Source organism: Leisingera sp. M523 (assembly GCF_025141335.1).
Taxonomy (GTDB): domain Bacteria; phylum Pseudomonadota; class Alphaproteobacteria; order Rhodobacterales; family Rhodobacteraceae; genus Leisingera.
In genome coordinates this window covers 3776506-3791334 of record NZ_CP081036.1, presented here as the reverse complement: position 1 = coordinate 3791334, position 14829 = coordinate 3776506, and the positions used below count along the sequence as shown (strand labels likewise).

Sequence of the window (14829 nt, the reverse complement as noted above, 5' to 3'; positions counted from 1 at the left end):
TTGTTCACCTCAATCAATAGGCGGCAGGCTACTGCACCTGCCGCCAAAGTCCAGTGGCTGCGATAGGTAAGGTGTTTTAGAGCACGTAACGGCTGACATCCGCGGAACGGCCAAGCTCGCCGAGGTTTTTCTTCACAAAACTTGCGTCCACAGTGACCGCTTCGCCCGACCGGTCCGGCGCTGTAAATGACAACTCCTCAAAAACCCGCTCCATTACTGTGTAAAGCCGCCGTGCGCCGATGTTTTCCACGGCCTGGTTTACCTCGGCGGCAATCTTGGCCAATGCGGCGATACCGTCTTCGGTAAAGGTCACTTCAACCTCTTCCGTGCCCATCAAAGCAGTGTACTGCAGGGTCAAAGCGTTGTCGGTCTCGGTCAGGATACGCACGAAATCCGCTTCGGTCAGCGCCCGCAGGCTTACCCGGATCGGCAGACGTCCCTGCAGCTCCGGCAGCAGGTCCGAGGGTTTGGCAATATGGAATGCGCCGGAGGCAATGAACAGGATGTGGTCGGTCTTGACCGGCCCGTGTTTGGTGCTGACAGTGGTGCCTTCGATCAGCGGCAGCAGATCGCGCTGCACGCCTTCCCGGCTGACGTCGCCGCCGCGGGTTTCCTGGCGCGCGCAGACTTTGTCGATTTCGTCCAGAAAAACGATGCCGTTCTGCTCCACCGACTCCAGCGCGATGCGGGTCACTGTTTCATCATCCAGCAGCTTGTCTGCCTCTTCGCTGATCAGCACCTCATAGCTTTCGGAAACGGTCAGCTTCTTGCGGGTGGTGCGGCTGCCCATCGCCTTGCCGAACAGATCGCCCAGGTTCAGCGCACCCATGTTGCCGCCGGGCTGGCCGGGGATTTCGAACATATTGCCCATCGGGTTGGATGTGTCTGCAACATCCAGTTCGATCACGGTGTCGTCGAGTTCACCCGATTTCAGCTTCTTGCGGAACATTTCGCGGGTGGCTTCGCGCGCGTCTGAGCCGGCAATGGCTTCCAGAACCCGGTTCTCGGCAGCTTTCTGCGCGTTGGCTTTCACATCCTCGCGCATGAATTCGCGGGTTTGGGCGATGGCGCTATCTGCCAGATCCCGGATGATTTGCTCCACATCGCGGCCCACATATCCGACCTCAGTGAACTTGGTCGCCTCAATCTTGATGAAGGGCGCGCGTGCCAGTTTGGCGAGACGGCGGGAAATTTCGGTTTTGCCAACACCGGTTGGGCCGATCATCAGGATGTTCTTCGGGTACACCTCATCCCGCAGGTCATCAGCCAGCTGTTTACGCCGCCAGCGGCTGCGCAAGGCCACGGCAACGGCACGTTTGGCTTCTTTTTGGCCGATGATGAAACGGTCCAGCTCAGAAACGATTTCGCGTGGGGTCAAATCAGTCATTGGTACTTCCGTTTCAGTGGGATGGCGGCAGCCGGTCAAGCGGCAGCACGCCAGACAAGAGGGAGAGCAGCGCAGCACGGATATGGCTCCAGAAAGCCCCCAAAGCGACCAGGAACACGCCGAGCGCCAGGATCGTAATTGCGGTGCCTTCACCGTTGAAAACAGTTCCTGCAAGGGTAACGCTATAGCCGATTGCGGCAATCAGGAACGAACGCCGGTCAATGATGATTGCGATCATGGCAAACAGCAGCAGCACACCGAGCAGCAGCATGTTGGACCCTGAGGTGCCGGCCTCCAGCAAGCTGAGCGCAATAGTATTCACCAGGGCCGGCGCCGCAACGACGTGCAGCCAGAAACCTTGGGCCGAGCGCCTGGTTACCCGGTGCGGATCGCTGAGATCAAAGGCCATGGCTGCTGCAAATACAGCAAATCCGACGGCGAGCGTGATCCAGGCAAACGGCCCGCTGGCCGACAGCAGGAAAAGGTCGCTTATGCCGGCAGGAGTGCCTGCCTGTATCGATCCTGACAACAGGGCGAGAACAAAGACACCCAAGGCGATCAGTGCCATGGCAAAGGGAACGCGAAAGCGCAGCCAGAAAACAGCAATGGCAACGGTGGCCAGCGCAAATGGCAGCGGCAGGCTCGAAAAATCGTTTTGCGCGATCATGAAGGGCTGGGAATAGCCAGCAGAAAAACCGGTACCGGCGTTGCCGGCCCACAGAAGCGAGAGTGCGATCGCGGGTGCCACCATGCGGCGGCGGCGGATGAAGTATTCAGACAGCATCCACAGCACGGCTGCACCGGCGATGGCTGAATAGACGGCCTTGTCCTGGTAGCCGCCGATTGACCCGGCCAGATCAACCGCTGTGAAGGCCATCCAGCCAGCGGCCAGGATTAACAGCCCGATCACAATGAAGATTTCATTGAATCCTTTGAACAGTTCAAAGGGTTCATCGCCAGGCGCCAGGTTTTCCCGTGCGCCTCTGCGGCTGTGCGCCAATGCCAGAAGCGAGGCAGCTTGGGCCTCGGACAGCAAGCCGGACCCTACAGCAGCCCGCAGATCAATTTGATCAATCTGGGTCATGTCAGCCTTCCTGGCCTATGCTCTCAACTGTGAGGTTGCCATTGGTGTAGACACAGATTTCGGCAGCGATGGCCATGGCATTGCGGGCCACTTGTTCGGCGGATTTGCCGCTGTCCATCATGCCGCGGGCGGCCGCCAGGGCAAAGTTTCCGCCGGAGCCGATGGCAGCCACGTTGTGCTCAGGCTCCAGCACGTCGCCGGCACCGGTGATCACGAACATGTCGGCACCATCGGTGACGATCAGCATGGCCTCCAGTTTCTGCAGGTATTTATCGGTGCGCCAGTCCTTGGCCAGTTCCACGCTTGCCCGCGCCAGCTGGCCTGGGGTTGCCTCAAGCTTGGCTTCCAGCCGTTCCAGCAGGGTGAATGCATCGGCTGTTGATCCGGCAAATCCCGCCACCACGTCAAACCCGCCCGGCGACAGGCGGCGCACCTTGCGGGCTGTGCCCTTGATCACCGTCTGGCCCAGCGACACCTGGCCGTCGCCGGCGATGACAACCTGGCCATCCTTCTTCACGCCGATGATGGTGGTGCCGTGCCAGCCGGGGAATTGATCGTCTGCCATTTGTGCCTCCGCTTTATTGCCCTCTATATGGAACCATCCCACCGCCGGCACAAGAGAACGCGCAAAGTCCACTGCCGGGCAGCAGCTGCATGGCTGTTCACTGCTATGCAGAAAATGCAATTCGGGGCTGATGAACCGGCAATTGTGAGACTCAGGTGGGTATCCTACATGGGGCTCACAACCGGCACAGGGTCGGCTGTTTCTCAGAAGGACTAGCGCTATGACTACCGCAAACATCTATGCGCCGCTCGGAGCAGTCACCGTTCTCCGTGTGGTCGACACACTGATCAACGTGAAAACTGCTCTCGTGGAATGGAACGAGACCCGTGAAACCCGCAAGGCTTTGGCCCGGTTGTCGGACGCTCAGCTGGAAGACATCGGCATGAACCGCGCTGATATCGCCAATATCTGATATCAGATGATCAACAGTTTTGAATGAGCCGCCCGCAACCGGGCGGCTTTGTTCATTTTTGGACGCTGGTTTTATACTTGCCAGCCTGATCCGGCAGCCAGGCCTCGATCGCAGCCGTGGCGACCACATGACGCGTTCCGGCTTCTGCGTCCTCTACATCCAGCCCGCCCATCACGGCGCGCACACTGGCGCGGCCCCGCGGCAAATCCTGGGCCACCAGATCGCAATCCACTGCCTCCGGCTGCTGCACACCGATTGTCACGTCCACCCGCATTTCGCTGTGATCAATCCCGAGCTTGGCAAACAGCGTGATCGAGGAATGATGCAACGCGTCCTGCACCGCACGGCGGGCCGCCTTGGTGTAATCCTGGCCATACAGGTCATTGCCGGTGCCCATTTCCAGGATGATGCGTTTTTCGGTCATTCCGCTGCCTCCATGTCAAAGGACACAACCACGGCCGCATTGGCGATCACCGTGCAGCCGCCGTGGGGCTTTTCGATATTGAGGCCACCCTCCACAACCTGGATGCTGGGCTGGCCGTAGGGGAAAATCTTCAGCAGCGCATCCTTGTCCACGGCTTCGGGTTTCTGAACACCGATCTCTGCGTCGATGATCATGTCTTCTTTTGAAAAATCAAACAGTTCCGCCATGCTGACGGAGTTGTGCCACAGCGCGTCCTTGATCGCGCGGCGGGCAGCTTCGGTGTAATCTTCGCGCCTGAGCGATGTGCCCATGCCGAATTCCACCAATACCCGAGTCTTGGCCATAGTGCCTCCTGTACCTGTTCCGGGCCGGACCGTTGCAGGCAATGGAGGCAATGGAAAGAGCCAGTTTGCCGTCCGCAGATACGCCAGCGCATGCGGGCAAAAGAAAAGGGATGTCCCCGCGGGGACATCCCTCTGAAATCCAAAAAATGGGATCAGGCTCAGATCGAGTCTTCGATCCAGCTTTGCAGCGCAGCTTTGGGCGCGGCGCCGGCGCGGTTCGAAACCACTTGCCCGTCCTTGAAGATAAACAACGCCGGAATTCCGCGCACGCCCATGGCGGCGGCGGAGTTCGGGTTGTTGTCGACATCGACCTTGGCAATTTTCACCTTGCCGCCGAATTCTGCGGCCAGCTCTTCCAAAGCGGGGCCGATCTGCTTACAGGGACCGCACCACTCAGCCCAGAAATCCACCACAACGGGGATGTCGGAGTTCTTGACTTCGGCGTCAAAAGTGGCGTCGGTGACGGCTACGGTGGACATATGCATGTCTCCATGAGTGTGTGGCAACTGGAGTTGGAACCTAGGTACGGCTTAACCGATCGTCAAGGTTCCATCCGCCGCAGAAGCGCGCCTGTCACAAGCTCGTGCGGCAGCTGCATCAGGGTTGCATTGCAGGTCCAAAGCAACGCGGTTTCAATGGCGCGATCCGGATAAATCTGTGCAAGCGCATGGGCATAGGCGCCCATCTGCCGCAGCAGGCCTTCGGGGCATCTTTCAGGCGTTTCAGGTACAGTTGCGTTGGATTTGAAATCCACTGCCAGGACTTTTTCCGGGGTTACGATCAGCCTGTCGATCACCCCATGCAGGCGCGAACCATGCAAATCTGCGGTAATAGGCACCTCGGCCAGAGTGTCCGGCTTGAAAATATGAAACAAATCAGCGTTTTTGAGAACGGCTGAGGCTTCGGCCAGAAGATTGGCGCTGTCTTCCGCATCTTGCAGAAGGTTTTTTGCTAGCTTGGGCCAATCTTCCTCGGGTCGGCCGGGCAGATGCTCCAGCAGCAGGTGCAGCCTGCTGCCGCGGGATTTGGCGGCCTCCTCGTCCAAGCCCTGATCACCCGGCAATGCCTTGGCCCCGCCCAAATCCGAAGGGCTGAGCGCCGGATCCGGTGCCGCATAAGGTTTCGCTAGCCGGTTAAAGACGTCAGGCAAGATGTGTTTCTCAACGTCCTGGGCAGCCGTTTCAATCAGCGGCAGCCCTTCCCAATCACCGTGTTGCAGACGTAACCCGGTACCGCCTTCGGTTTCAAGTTTCACCGCTCCGCCGTCCCGCAATGCACGTTCCGACATACGGTACCAGCTGTCGTTCTGCTCACCGACGTCGCCGGCTGCGGCGACAATAAGCCACTTTTCTGCCCGGGTTAGAGCCACATACAACAGGCGCAACCGTTCATTTTGAAGTTTTTCCTGGGCGGTTTCACGGGCGGCCAGCATGGTGGCCGGCATCTGGTCTTTGGACAGCTTCCACACCGGGGTGCCATTTGCCAGCATGATTTCCGCATCGCGCGGCGCTTGGCGTTTGGCAGTATCCGGCAGGATTACAATAGGCGCTTCCAGGCCTTTGGAGCCATGCACCGACATCACCCGTATCATATTGCCGGCGGCACCCATCTGGCGTTTGATTTCCAGGTCGTCGGTCTGCATCCAAACCAGGAACCCGGTAAGACTGGGCACATCGGTGCGTTCATATGCCAGTGCCTGCGACAACAGCGCGTTGATGCCGTCCTCGGCTTCCGGCCCCAGCCGGCCCAGCAGTTTCTGGCGGCCGCTGTGGCGTGTCAGGATGCGTTCGATCAGGTCATAGGGGCGCAGGAAATCAGCATTGGCGCGCAGGTCGTCCAGCACCGCCATGGTTTCGGGGAACGCCCCTGCCCGCTCGCGGAGCGCCGGCCACAGGTACAGCGCCTCACGCCGGTGGGCGAGGTCGAACAGTGCTTGCTCATTCCAACCGAACAGCGGCGACTTCAGTGCTTCCGCCAGTGATAAGGAATCCTCCGGCAGGGCCAGGAACCGCAGCAGTGCTGCGATGTCCTTCACCGCCAGTTCCGCACCTACTTTCAACCGGTCAGCGCCGGCAATGGGCAGCTCGGCCTTTTTGCAGGCACGGATGATCTCAGAGAACAGATCAGACCGGCGCTGCACCAGAATCAGGAAATCACCTGCCTGAACCGGCCTGCGCTGGAAGGTGCCGCGTTCAGCACCGTCCTCAGGGATTGTGACACCGGTGCCGATCATCTGTTTGATCGACTGGGCGATGCGTTCGGCCAGGATCACTGTGTGATGGCGGCTGCTGGGACGGTCAACGGGGCTGGTCCAGTCAGGATCCTCGTCGTCCTCGACCTTTCCGACCACCGGCCAAAGGTCCACCCGGCCCGGCAGGTCGGATTTGAAGGCCCGGTGCAGCGCTTCCTTGCGAAAACCCGCGCGCGGGCTGTCCCGGAAGACGAGATCCACCAGTTTCAGGATCGCAGCAGAAGAGCGGAAAGAGAAATCGAGCGAGGCATCCTGCAGCCCGGCTCCGGTTTCCGCCAGCCGGTGCCCGAACTCTTGCTGCATCCGGTCAAAGGCATCCGGATCGGCACCTTGGAAAGAATAGATCGACTGTTTCTTGTCACCGACCACAAAGATCGTGCGTTCGACATCCGATCGCGCACCAACGCCGGATGTGAATTCCTGCGCCAGTTTCTCAATCACGTCCCATTGCACCGGGCTGGTATCCTGTGCCTCGTCCACCAGAATGTGGTCGATGCCGCCATCCAGCCGGTACAGCACCCAGGCGGCAACGCCTGGATCGTTCAGCAATTGCCGGGCCTTCAGGATCAGGTCGTCAAAGTCGAGCCAGCCGCGCAGCTGTTTGCGGTGCTCATACTCCGGCAGGAAGGCGGCGGCAAAGCGATGCAGATCATGGCTTTTGCGAGCGGCAGCCAGGGCCAGGCGTTTGGTGCGGGCATCCTCGATGCGCAGCATCAGCGGTTCCAGCTGGTCCATAAGCGAGAGATGCGATTCGCGTAGCTTTTTGGTTGGGAATTTGTCGATTTTGGCAGTGAACGGCTCTTTGGCGCTGGCGCCGGTGAGGAAGATGCTTTCCAGCGTACTCAAGTCGGCAAGTGCCGGCTTGGCTATGCCAGTCAGCTTTGCAGCTGCCTTTTGATCGGTCGCACCGCCCTGCCCCAGCATCTGGCGAGTGCGCTGCAGCAGTTCTTCCTCGCCGCCTAAATACACCAAGGCTTCCAGTGCGGCTTCGTCAAAACCCTCAGGCAGCTCAAACAGCTCCAGCAGCCCTTCCCAACCCAACGGCTGGCCGAAATCGGCGCGGCGCTGGCAGATGGAGGATGTCAGGGTCTCAAAATCGCTGTCGCTGACATGGCGCGCCAGGGAGTCGACCAGATGGGCCTCGGACCCTTGGGCGAAATCCTCCATGATTTCCGCACGCAACAGCTGGCCTGATCGGTCGTCCATCTCTGAAAACTGCGGGCTGACGCCGGCCTCCAGCGGGAAGCGGCGCAGAAGCGAGGCGCAGAAGGAATGGATGGTCTGGATTTTCAACCCGCCTGGCGTCTCAATCGCGCGGGCAAACAGGGTGCGGGCCTGTGCCAGGTCGCCGGCGCCGGTGTTGACCTCGCCCAGTTCGGTCAAGGCAGAGACCAGCGCCGGATCCCTCAGCATCGCCCATTCGCCCAGCCGTTTGAACAGCCGGTTCTGCATCTCGCTGGCGGCGGCCTTGGTGTAGGTCAGACACAGGATGTGCTGCGGCTGCACGCCCTTCAGCAAGAGCCGCGCCACCCGGTCGGTCAGAACTTTGGTCTTGCCGGATCCAGCATTGGCCGCCAGCCAGGTAGAGGCATCGGGGCGTGCGGCGCGGAACTGCGCCTCGGAGGCGGCGTCGCGGATGGTCATGACAAGTTCTCCGGCTGCGGCGTGGCGCTGCGATCCCATTCGCCGTAACGCGCAAGGTGGTCATAGTCGCCGGCGATGTCGTCGCGATATACCATGCGGCGGCTCGAATAGCCTTGTTCAGGCTCGAAATAAGCCCCGATCAGAGTGTGCAGCTCGTCCCACACCTTGGCGGGCGGTTCTTCTTCCAGCGGCGCACGCACTTCTTTCATGCTGGATCCAAGCCCGATGAACAGGGCGCGGGCCACTTCCGCGGGGCCAAGGCCGTCAAAGGCGCCTTGCTCGGCCATGGCGGCTTCGATCAGCAGTTGCTTTTCGAACTTCTTCTGCTGCGATTCCGAGGGTGGCGCGCCGGTTTTATAGTCATAGAGATGCAGGAACCCGCGGTCGTCCATGTCGATCCGGTCGGCCCGGCAGGCGATGGTAAAATCCAGAGGGTCCAGCCGGGTGCTGCCTTTGGCCTCAAAGGCGACCGGTTTGGCACGTGCCTGGCGTTCCCGCTCAGCCAGCACAAAGTCTCCGGCGATCTTGCGGATGCGGCTGTGCCACAGAATGCGTGCAACCGGCCAGGGGACGTGGCTTTCCAGCAGCTGGCGGGTTTTGCCGATCAGGTGACCGGCAGTCAGCAGGGAAGGATCCGTTTGGGCTTCTTTGATGAACTGCTCAAACACCTCATGTACCACAATGCCGCGCAGCAAGGCGTCCGGCTCTTGCACCAGCGGGTTCAGAGGTTTCAGCCGCAGTACGTGCTTGGCGTAAATCGCATAAGGGTCGCGGATCAAGCGGGGGATTTCCGTGATGGTGAGCCGGCGCGGGCGGGCGGCAACCGGTGGCCGCGGCGAGGGGCGCGGCACTTGCGGGATCGGTGTTGGCTGTTCCAGTACCTCTGCCCGGCCGAGCCACTGGCGGCCTTTCGTCCGCATAGCTTCCAGCGCATCCCGGCCGCCCTGATCCGGCAGTCCGGACAAGAGGTTGGTCAGCCGGTTCAGCCAGCGCGAGGGCACGGTGTCTGCTTCTTCCGAGCGTTCGGCGCGCGTCAGCCAGACTTCGGGTGCAGCGATGGCCTGTTGAAAGTCATGCGCTGACAGGCCGATCCGGCGTTCGGGCAGCAAGAGGCCGGCCTGGTTGCGCAGCTGGCGGTTCAGCCAGGGATCGGGGCTGGCGGCCTCTGGCCAGCTGCCTTCGTTGAGGCCGCCGAGGATCACCAGATCGGCACCTTGCACCCGCGCCTCCAAGGTGCCCCAGATCATGATTGAACCATAGGGCGCATCGCGGTCGCGCACCTCGCCCTGGCTCAGCAACGCACCCAGCAGATCGGCAAAATCGCGGGCGGACATGTCGCCGCCATAGGGGGCTTCGGCTTCCAGGTTTTCAATGCAAGAGCGCGCGGCCTGACCAGCCTTCTTGTCCCACAGTGTACTGCTGCCGTCTGATTGGCTGCCGGCAGCGATGTATTCAGCGCGCTCACGCAGACGCCGGACCCAATCGGTCAAGGGAAGGGTGCCTGCGATCTCCTGATCTGCGAAACAGGCGCTGAGCCAGGACGTCCAGCCTGGGGTCAGATTGCGTCCCTTTTCAAATCCGGCAAATGCTGCGGCATCGGGGAAGGGCGGACCGTTTCGGCGCAGCGACAGCTCCAGCTCGCGGGTTTGGCGCAGGTGATTGCCACGGTCCGCGCCATCGTGGGTCAGCGGGTGTTTCAGCAGTGTCAGCAGACTGTCGCATGCCAGCGGTTTGCAGAACAGACCTGCCACATGGCGCAGGAAACGGCCTGGAGGCGACAGCTGCAGGGGCTGGCCGGCAGAATCGTCAGGAAGGATATCCCAGCGGTCCAGCGCTGCCGAGACCTGGCGGGTCAGCATCCGATCCGGCGTAATGAGCGCGGCTGTTTGCCCGTCTTCCGCTGCTTGGCGCAGTCGAAGAGCAATGGCGAGCGCTTCGGCGCGGGGGTTGGGGGCCTCGATCAGGGTAACGTTATCTGTGGCCGGTTTCAGACCAGACAGATTTGGGCCTTCGCTCATCCAGGCATCGGTCACCGGGGCTGGACGCAAGGCAAGAGAGACCAGCTGATTGCGTTCAGAAGAGACTGGCGGTGCATCAGTCCAGCGCTGCACGTCACGTGGTGAAAGATCCAGGTCTTTCAATAGCTTGTGGAAACGGTACTGTGGATGATCCTCCGAGATCATCGGATCATCCAGCCTGTCCCAAACATGTTCCGGCTGGTCAAAGTCGAAGCCGGGAAGCACCACCGCGCCCTGCGGCAGCCGGGCGATGGCCTGCATCAGCATCAGTGTCGTCCCGCGCGAACCGGTGGAGCCGGCCAGGATCACTGGATGCGGCGGCGGATTCTCCTGCCATTGCCCGATCAGGTTCAGCACCGCCTGCCGCTGCCGCGCCTGGGCATCCATCGCACCTTCATGCAGGCCAGTGAACTCATCGGCGATCCCGATAAAGGCCTGCGCCCGCGCCCAGTGGCCGGACATGTCCGCGACATCCAGATCGCGGATCGCATCGGTACTGACGCCTTCACCCTGCATCTCGTCGATCAGCGCGGCAAGACTGTCGGACAAGTCATAAAGCGACGCCCTGGAGGCCAGGTCGGGCTGCGCATCCAATAATTTTGCGATCAATTGAGACAGTTCCAGCCGCCGCCGCAGCGGCGGCAAAGCAGGCGGCAGCCCGTCCAGCGTGGCACGCTGTGCCAGATCAGTCAGCAGCAGCATGCGCGGCAGCAGCAGGGCGGGGCCATTGTCAAACAAACTACGGACACGCCGCGCCATACGGGAGGTGTTGATGATCAGTTCAACCCTTGCCAACGCCTCGGGCGGCTGGTCCTGGCTGCGGATGCGCAGCCCATCGGCCAGTGCATGCGGGAAGTCGGCACCGCAGGGCAGGGCAAAGACGCGCGGTTTTGCGGAAGGTTCAAACATCATCTGCGGCTATCAGATCCTCGGCCAGTGTGATCCCCTCTGGATGGCCCACATCGCACCAGCGGCCAGGATATTCCAGAGCAAACAGCCGGTTTGCTTCGGCCATCCGGTTCCACAGGACATTCAGTGAGAACACCTGCTCCTCAATCTGGTACAGATCCTGTGTTTTCAGGATCTGAACCCCGCCATAGACTAACTGTCCGCCGCGACTGATGCGGCCTTCGGCATCAGCCGCGAAATCCCCGCCACCGGTGCGGCCCGCTGCACGTTCCAGCGGCACACAGACCAGCAGTGCGTCCATGCGGTCGGGGTCCCAAGCCTGCAGGGCCAATTCCAATGGGTTCGGACCCTTCCATATGGCGTCGGTGTTCATGGTGAAAACCGGCCCGTCTCCCAACAGCGGCAAAGCCTGGCGCAGACCGCCGCCGGTGTCGAGAATCTCGGGGGATTCGAGACTGATGCGTACATTTTGAGGCTCTAAAAGGGCCTTTAGCGGCTCTGGCTTGTAATGCAGGTTTGCCACTATCCGGGCTGGCCGGACGGCTTGGGTGAGCTCCAGCGCATGGGCGATCAACGGCCGTCCTGAGACTTCGATCATCGGTTTCGGCTTGTCGCGGGTCAGCTCCCGCATCCGGGTTCCAAATCCAGCGGCAAACAGCATGACGGCATCAGGATAGCGCTGCATCAGGGCTTCAGCCTATCCAGATTGTCCGGGGTTGGGGGTGGCAGGCTTTCACGCAGCAGATCCGCAACCGGAGCCAGTGCAGGATGCTCCAGCCCGCGAATGAAATGGTCCCACACCCGCGGGATCAGGTCCACGTAATGGGGTTTGCTGTATTCCAGGCTGAGCCTGGCAAAGACGCCAAGGATACGAAGATTCCGCTGCACGCCCAGAACGGTATAGGCGGTTCGGAAACCAGACTCATCCACTCCGGTGGCAGACAAATACCGGTCAATCATCCGCATTTCGACGGTGGCCGGCACGTCGCGGCGGGCATCCTGCAGCAGCGACACCAGATCATATGCGCAGTGGCCGGCGCGGGCGTCCTGAAAGTCCAGCAAACCGACGCGCGCCACCCCGCCGCGGTCCGGCAGCCACAGCAGGTTTTCGGCGTGGTAGTCACGCTGAACCAGAACTAGATCACCTTTGACAGTTTCACGCAGGATGTCTTCGAAGTGATCCTCGAACCTGGATTGCAAGTCAGGATCATGACCGCCGAGGATGCCGTCGCGGTATTTCACCAGCGCCAGACCGGCCATTTCTGCCATCATTCGCGGGCCATATGGTTCCAGATCCGGCGTCGTTGCTTGGTGCAAGGAAACCAGCGCATCGGTGGCTGCTTCATAGAGTTCCTTTTCCAGCGCCGGTTTCCGCAGGATGGCACGGGCAAAAAGATCATCACCCAGGTCTTCTAGCAGCAAAAAGCCATTTTCAACGTCCTGAACCAGGATCTCCGGGGCGCTGAGACCCTGGGCACGCAGGTATTCGGCAATGCGAATGAAAGGGCGGACATCTTCGCCCTTTTCCGGCGGCGCGTCCATCAGCACAACGGTTTTGCCATTGTCAGCCGTCAGCCGTTCATAGCGCCGGTTGGAGGCATCGCCGGCCAGCGGGCCGCGTTGCCAGTTGCCATAAGGCGTGGCCGAGAGAAATGTTTCGCACAGGGTGTTGCGGTCAGTCATGCGCAGATGCGCTCCATCAGGGGCCGCCATTTCATGTCGCTCCAGCTAAGCGTCAGATGGCGGCGGTCTTCATGTTCCGGATCCAGCGCCAGTTTCAGGCGGATGGCGTGAGCGGGGGTCAGTTCGGCCAGCCGGTCGGGCCATTCGACCAGGCAGATGGCGCTGTCAAACGCTTCGATCAGACCCAGTTCTTCCAGCTCATCCAGAGACGACAGCCGGTAAAGGTCGGTGTGCCACAGCTCACCGGCGGGCACGTCATAGGTTTGCACCAGTGTAAAAGTGGGCGAAGGGACGTCCTCCGGCACATCCATAAGCGATTGGATCAAATGGCGGGCGAAATGGGTTTTACCGGCGCCGATCACCCCTTCCAGCAACAGGCAATCGCCGGGGCGCAGGGCCCCGGCGATCTGTGCGGCCAATCGGGCCGTTTCGTCCGGTGAGTTCAGCGTGCAGGACGCGGTATCCGTGGTCATGGCGCTAGAATGGCGCCGCCGCCGGTCTGCTGCAAGCCGGTTTCCGGGCCTAGCCCTTGCTGATAGCGGGGAAGCGCTGCTGGCCTGCCGGCAAGGCCACGGTTTCCGGTGCCCGGAAGCTGACCATCGTCGCACCGTTCTGAATTGCGGAGACCTTGCAGATCATGCGCGTGCCGTCGCGCAATTGGACATGCGACCACCAGGCTTCGCGCCCGTCTCCGCCAGCGACAAAATCGCGGATCTCACCCCAGACAGGGGTCGGCGCGCAGGTGTCCTGCCAGATCCGGCTGGCATCCATGATCGAGACTTTGGCAAAGCTGGCTTCCGGGTCCATTGACCAGAGGCTGCCATAGGCACTGTTAGAGAAGGTCATGCTGCCATCGCTGGCAAAGACCGTAATCGCCTCGTCCATCTGGTCCATGATTGACTGGCCCATCTCTAGCTCTGAGCGGAACTGGCGGGTGAGTGTGACCTCGGCGGTGATGTCTTCGAACAGGAAGGCAATGGCGCCGTCCGGGTGCGGCCGGCCCGAAACCTTGTAGACGGATCCCGATGGCAGCGACCAGGTTTCCTGATAGCGGCCTTCAGCGGCGGCCTCCAAAAGGTCGGCCATCTGGTGGCGCCAGCTGGAGTAGCTTTTGGGTTCCGGCATCATCCGCTGGTCGCGCAGACGGTCGAAGAAGGTCAGAAGATTGGGCCGCGAGCTGAGGAAATTGGCGGGCAGGGCAGTGAGGTCGATCAGCACCGGATTGAACAGCACCAGCTGGCGGTTGCGGTCAAAAATCGCAAGACCGATCGACAGCTGGGCAAACGTCTTGGCCAGGGTCTGCACGAAATTGCGCTGGGCAACCTCGGCGTCGACCACCGCATTCACATCCACCGCGTGACACAGCCAGCCGGCTTCGGTTTCTGTGGTGGAAACGTTATACCACAGTTTCTTGTTGCTTTCCGGCAGCGGGATGTAGATCCGCTCCGGCTTGCCGCTGTTCATCGGGTCGTGCAGGTCGGTGAACAGGGGCTCGGCAAAGTCGGCATTGCGGCCGCGTATCTTCTGGCTGAGGTCGTCATAGGCGAGGTTGGACCAAGTAACGTTGCCCTCCTCCGACTGCAGCCAGACCGGGTAGGGCGCCTGATGCACGGCAGCGCGCAGTGTGGTCAGTTCCTGATCAAGGGATTTGTTCTGTTCCTCCAAGGTGCTGCGGCGCAGCTGCACGCGGGTGACCCCGTCGATCCATTCGCAATGCGCCTCGCGGCTTTCGGCAGAAGCGGTGCCGGAAAGAACGAGCGGGCCGACATCCTTGAGAAAGCCCGGTGACTGCGGCAGGCCCGGGTAGCTGCGGGCCAGCTGGTCGCGCAGCATGCCCCAGTCAAAGTTCTCCGCCTGGTCGCCAATGAATTTCCGCGCGCCCGAAGACCAGCCGATCAGGCTGTTTTCGTCAAACAGGAACACCGCATCTGTGCGGCCGTCGCCGGCCAGCAGATCATGTTCCATGCCATTACGGCGCGGATTGGGTGACAGCCACCAGACCGCCGCCGCCGCTGTTGCAGCACAAAGCGCTGCCAGTACAAACCATTCGATCGAAGCGAAGTCCTGCATGTCGTCCTGCCCAGTTCAGCTCTCGTTTACCCGCATGG

General features: G+C 61.0%; 13 protein-coding genes. 1 reads left to right on the top strand and 12 read right to left on the bottom strand.

Annotated features, from left to right (window positions below):
- Positions 1 to 76: 76 nt before the first annotated feature.
- The 3 genes from hslU to hslV are packed head-to-tail and all read right to left on the bottom strand — an operon-like array spanning position 77 to position 3036.
- Positions 77 to 1387 carry an ATP-dependent protease ATPase subunit HslU gene (hslU, locus tag K3557_RS18860; RefSeq protein ID WP_259988657.1) on the bottom strand — a complete coding sequence of 437 codons (1311 nt, stop codon included), beginning with the start codon at positions 1385 to 1387 and terminating at the stop codon, positions 77 to 79.
- 13 nt (positions 1388 to 1400) lie between these two features.
- The gene (locus K3557_RS18855; protein WP_259995785.1) at positions 1401 to 2471 is read right to left on the bottom strand and encodes a hypothetical protein; all 1071 of its coding nucleotides are present in this window, start codon (positions 2469 to 2471) and stop codon (positions 1401 to 1403) included.
- Between the two features lies 1 nt (position 2472).
- Positions 2473 to 3036: an ATP-dependent protease subunit HslV gene (gene hslV / locus K3557_RS18850; RefSeq protein WP_259995784.1), complete on the bottom strand. Its 564-nt coding sequence runs from the start codon at positions 3034 to 3036 to the stop codon at positions 2473 to 2475.
- 220 nt (positions 3037 to 3256) lie between these two features.
- Here hslV and K3557_RS18845 point away from each other — a divergent pair, with 220 nt between their 5' ends.
- Positions 3257 to 3448, top strand: a complete 192-nt coding sequence (locus K3557_RS18845) for a DUF1127 domain-containing protein (protein WP_259988677.1) — start codon at positions 3257 to 3259, stop codon at positions 3446 to 3448.
- A 52-nt stretch (positions 3449 to 3500) separates the two neighbouring features.
- Here the strand turns inward: K3557_RS18845 and K3557_RS18840 are convergent, their stop codons facing one another.
- The 9 genes from K3557_RS18840 to K3557_RS18800 form a co-directional block, all read right to left on the bottom strand.
- Positions 3501 to 3872 carry a Lin0512 family protein gene (locus K3557_RS18840; protein WP_259995778.1) on the bottom strand — a complete coding sequence of 124 codons (372 nt, stop codon included), beginning with the start codon at positions 3870 to 3872 and terminating at the stop codon, positions 3501 to 3503.
- Complete coding sequence (locus K3557_RS18835; protein ID WP_259995776.1) at positions 3869 to 4216, bottom strand: Lin0512 family protein; 348 nt, start codon at positions 4214 to 4216, stop codon at positions 3869 to 3871. The genes K3557_RS18840 and K3557_RS18835 overlap by 4 nt, the downstream gene beginning before the upstream one ends.
- Before the next feature lie 158 nt (positions 4217 to 4374).
- Positions 4375 to 4695, bottom strand: a complete 321-nt coding sequence (gene trxA / locus K3557_RS18830; protein ID WP_027256960.1) for a thioredoxin — start codon at positions 4693 to 4695, stop codon at positions 4375 to 4377.
- 62 nt (positions 4696 to 4757) lie between these two features.
- Positions 4758 to 8111 carry a double-strand break repair helicase AddA gene (gene addA, locus K3557_RS18825; RefSeq protein WP_259995774.1) on the bottom strand — a complete coding sequence of 1118 codons (3354 nt, stop codon included), beginning with the start codon at positions 8109 to 8111 and terminating at the stop codon, positions 4758 to 4760.
- Positions 8108 to 11041 carry a double-strand break repair protein AddB gene (gene addB, locus K3557_RS18820; RefSeq protein WP_259995766.1) on the bottom strand — a complete coding sequence of 978 codons (2934 nt, stop codon included), beginning with the start codon at positions 11039 to 11041 and terminating at the stop codon, positions 8108 to 8110. Before addB ends, addA begins: the two co-directional genes overlap by 4 nt.
- Complete coding sequence (locus K3557_RS18815; protein WP_259995764.1) at positions 11031 to 11723, bottom strand: nucleotidyltransferase family protein; 693 nt, start codon at positions 11721 to 11723, stop codon at positions 11031 to 11033. Before K3557_RS18815 ends, addB begins: the two co-directional genes overlap by 11 nt.
- Positions 11723 to 12721, bottom strand: coding sequence for an aminoglycoside phosphotransferase family protein (locus K3557_RS18810; RefSeq protein ID WP_259995762.1), 999 nt, complete (start codon positions 12719 to 12721; stop codon positions 11723 to 11725). Before K3557_RS18810 ends, K3557_RS18815 begins: the two co-directional genes overlap by 1 nt.
- Positions 12718 to 13194, bottom strand: a complete 477-nt coding sequence (gene tsaE, locus K3557_RS18805; RefSeq protein WP_259988691.1) for a tRNA (adenosine(37)-N6)-threonylcarbamoyltransferase complex ATPase subunit type 1 TsaE — start codon at positions 13192 to 13194, stop codon at positions 12718 to 12720. Before tsaE ends, K3557_RS18810 begins: the two co-directional genes overlap by 4 nt.
- 49 nt (positions 13195 to 13243) lie before the next feature.
- Positions 13244 to 14791 carry a PAS-domain containing protein gene (locus K3557_RS18800; protein WP_259988693.1) on the bottom strand — a complete coding sequence of 516 codons (1548 nt, stop codon included), beginning with the start codon at positions 14789 to 14791 and terminating at the stop codon, positions 13244 to 13246.
- Between the last annotated feature and the right edge of the window lie 38 nt (positions 14792 to 14829).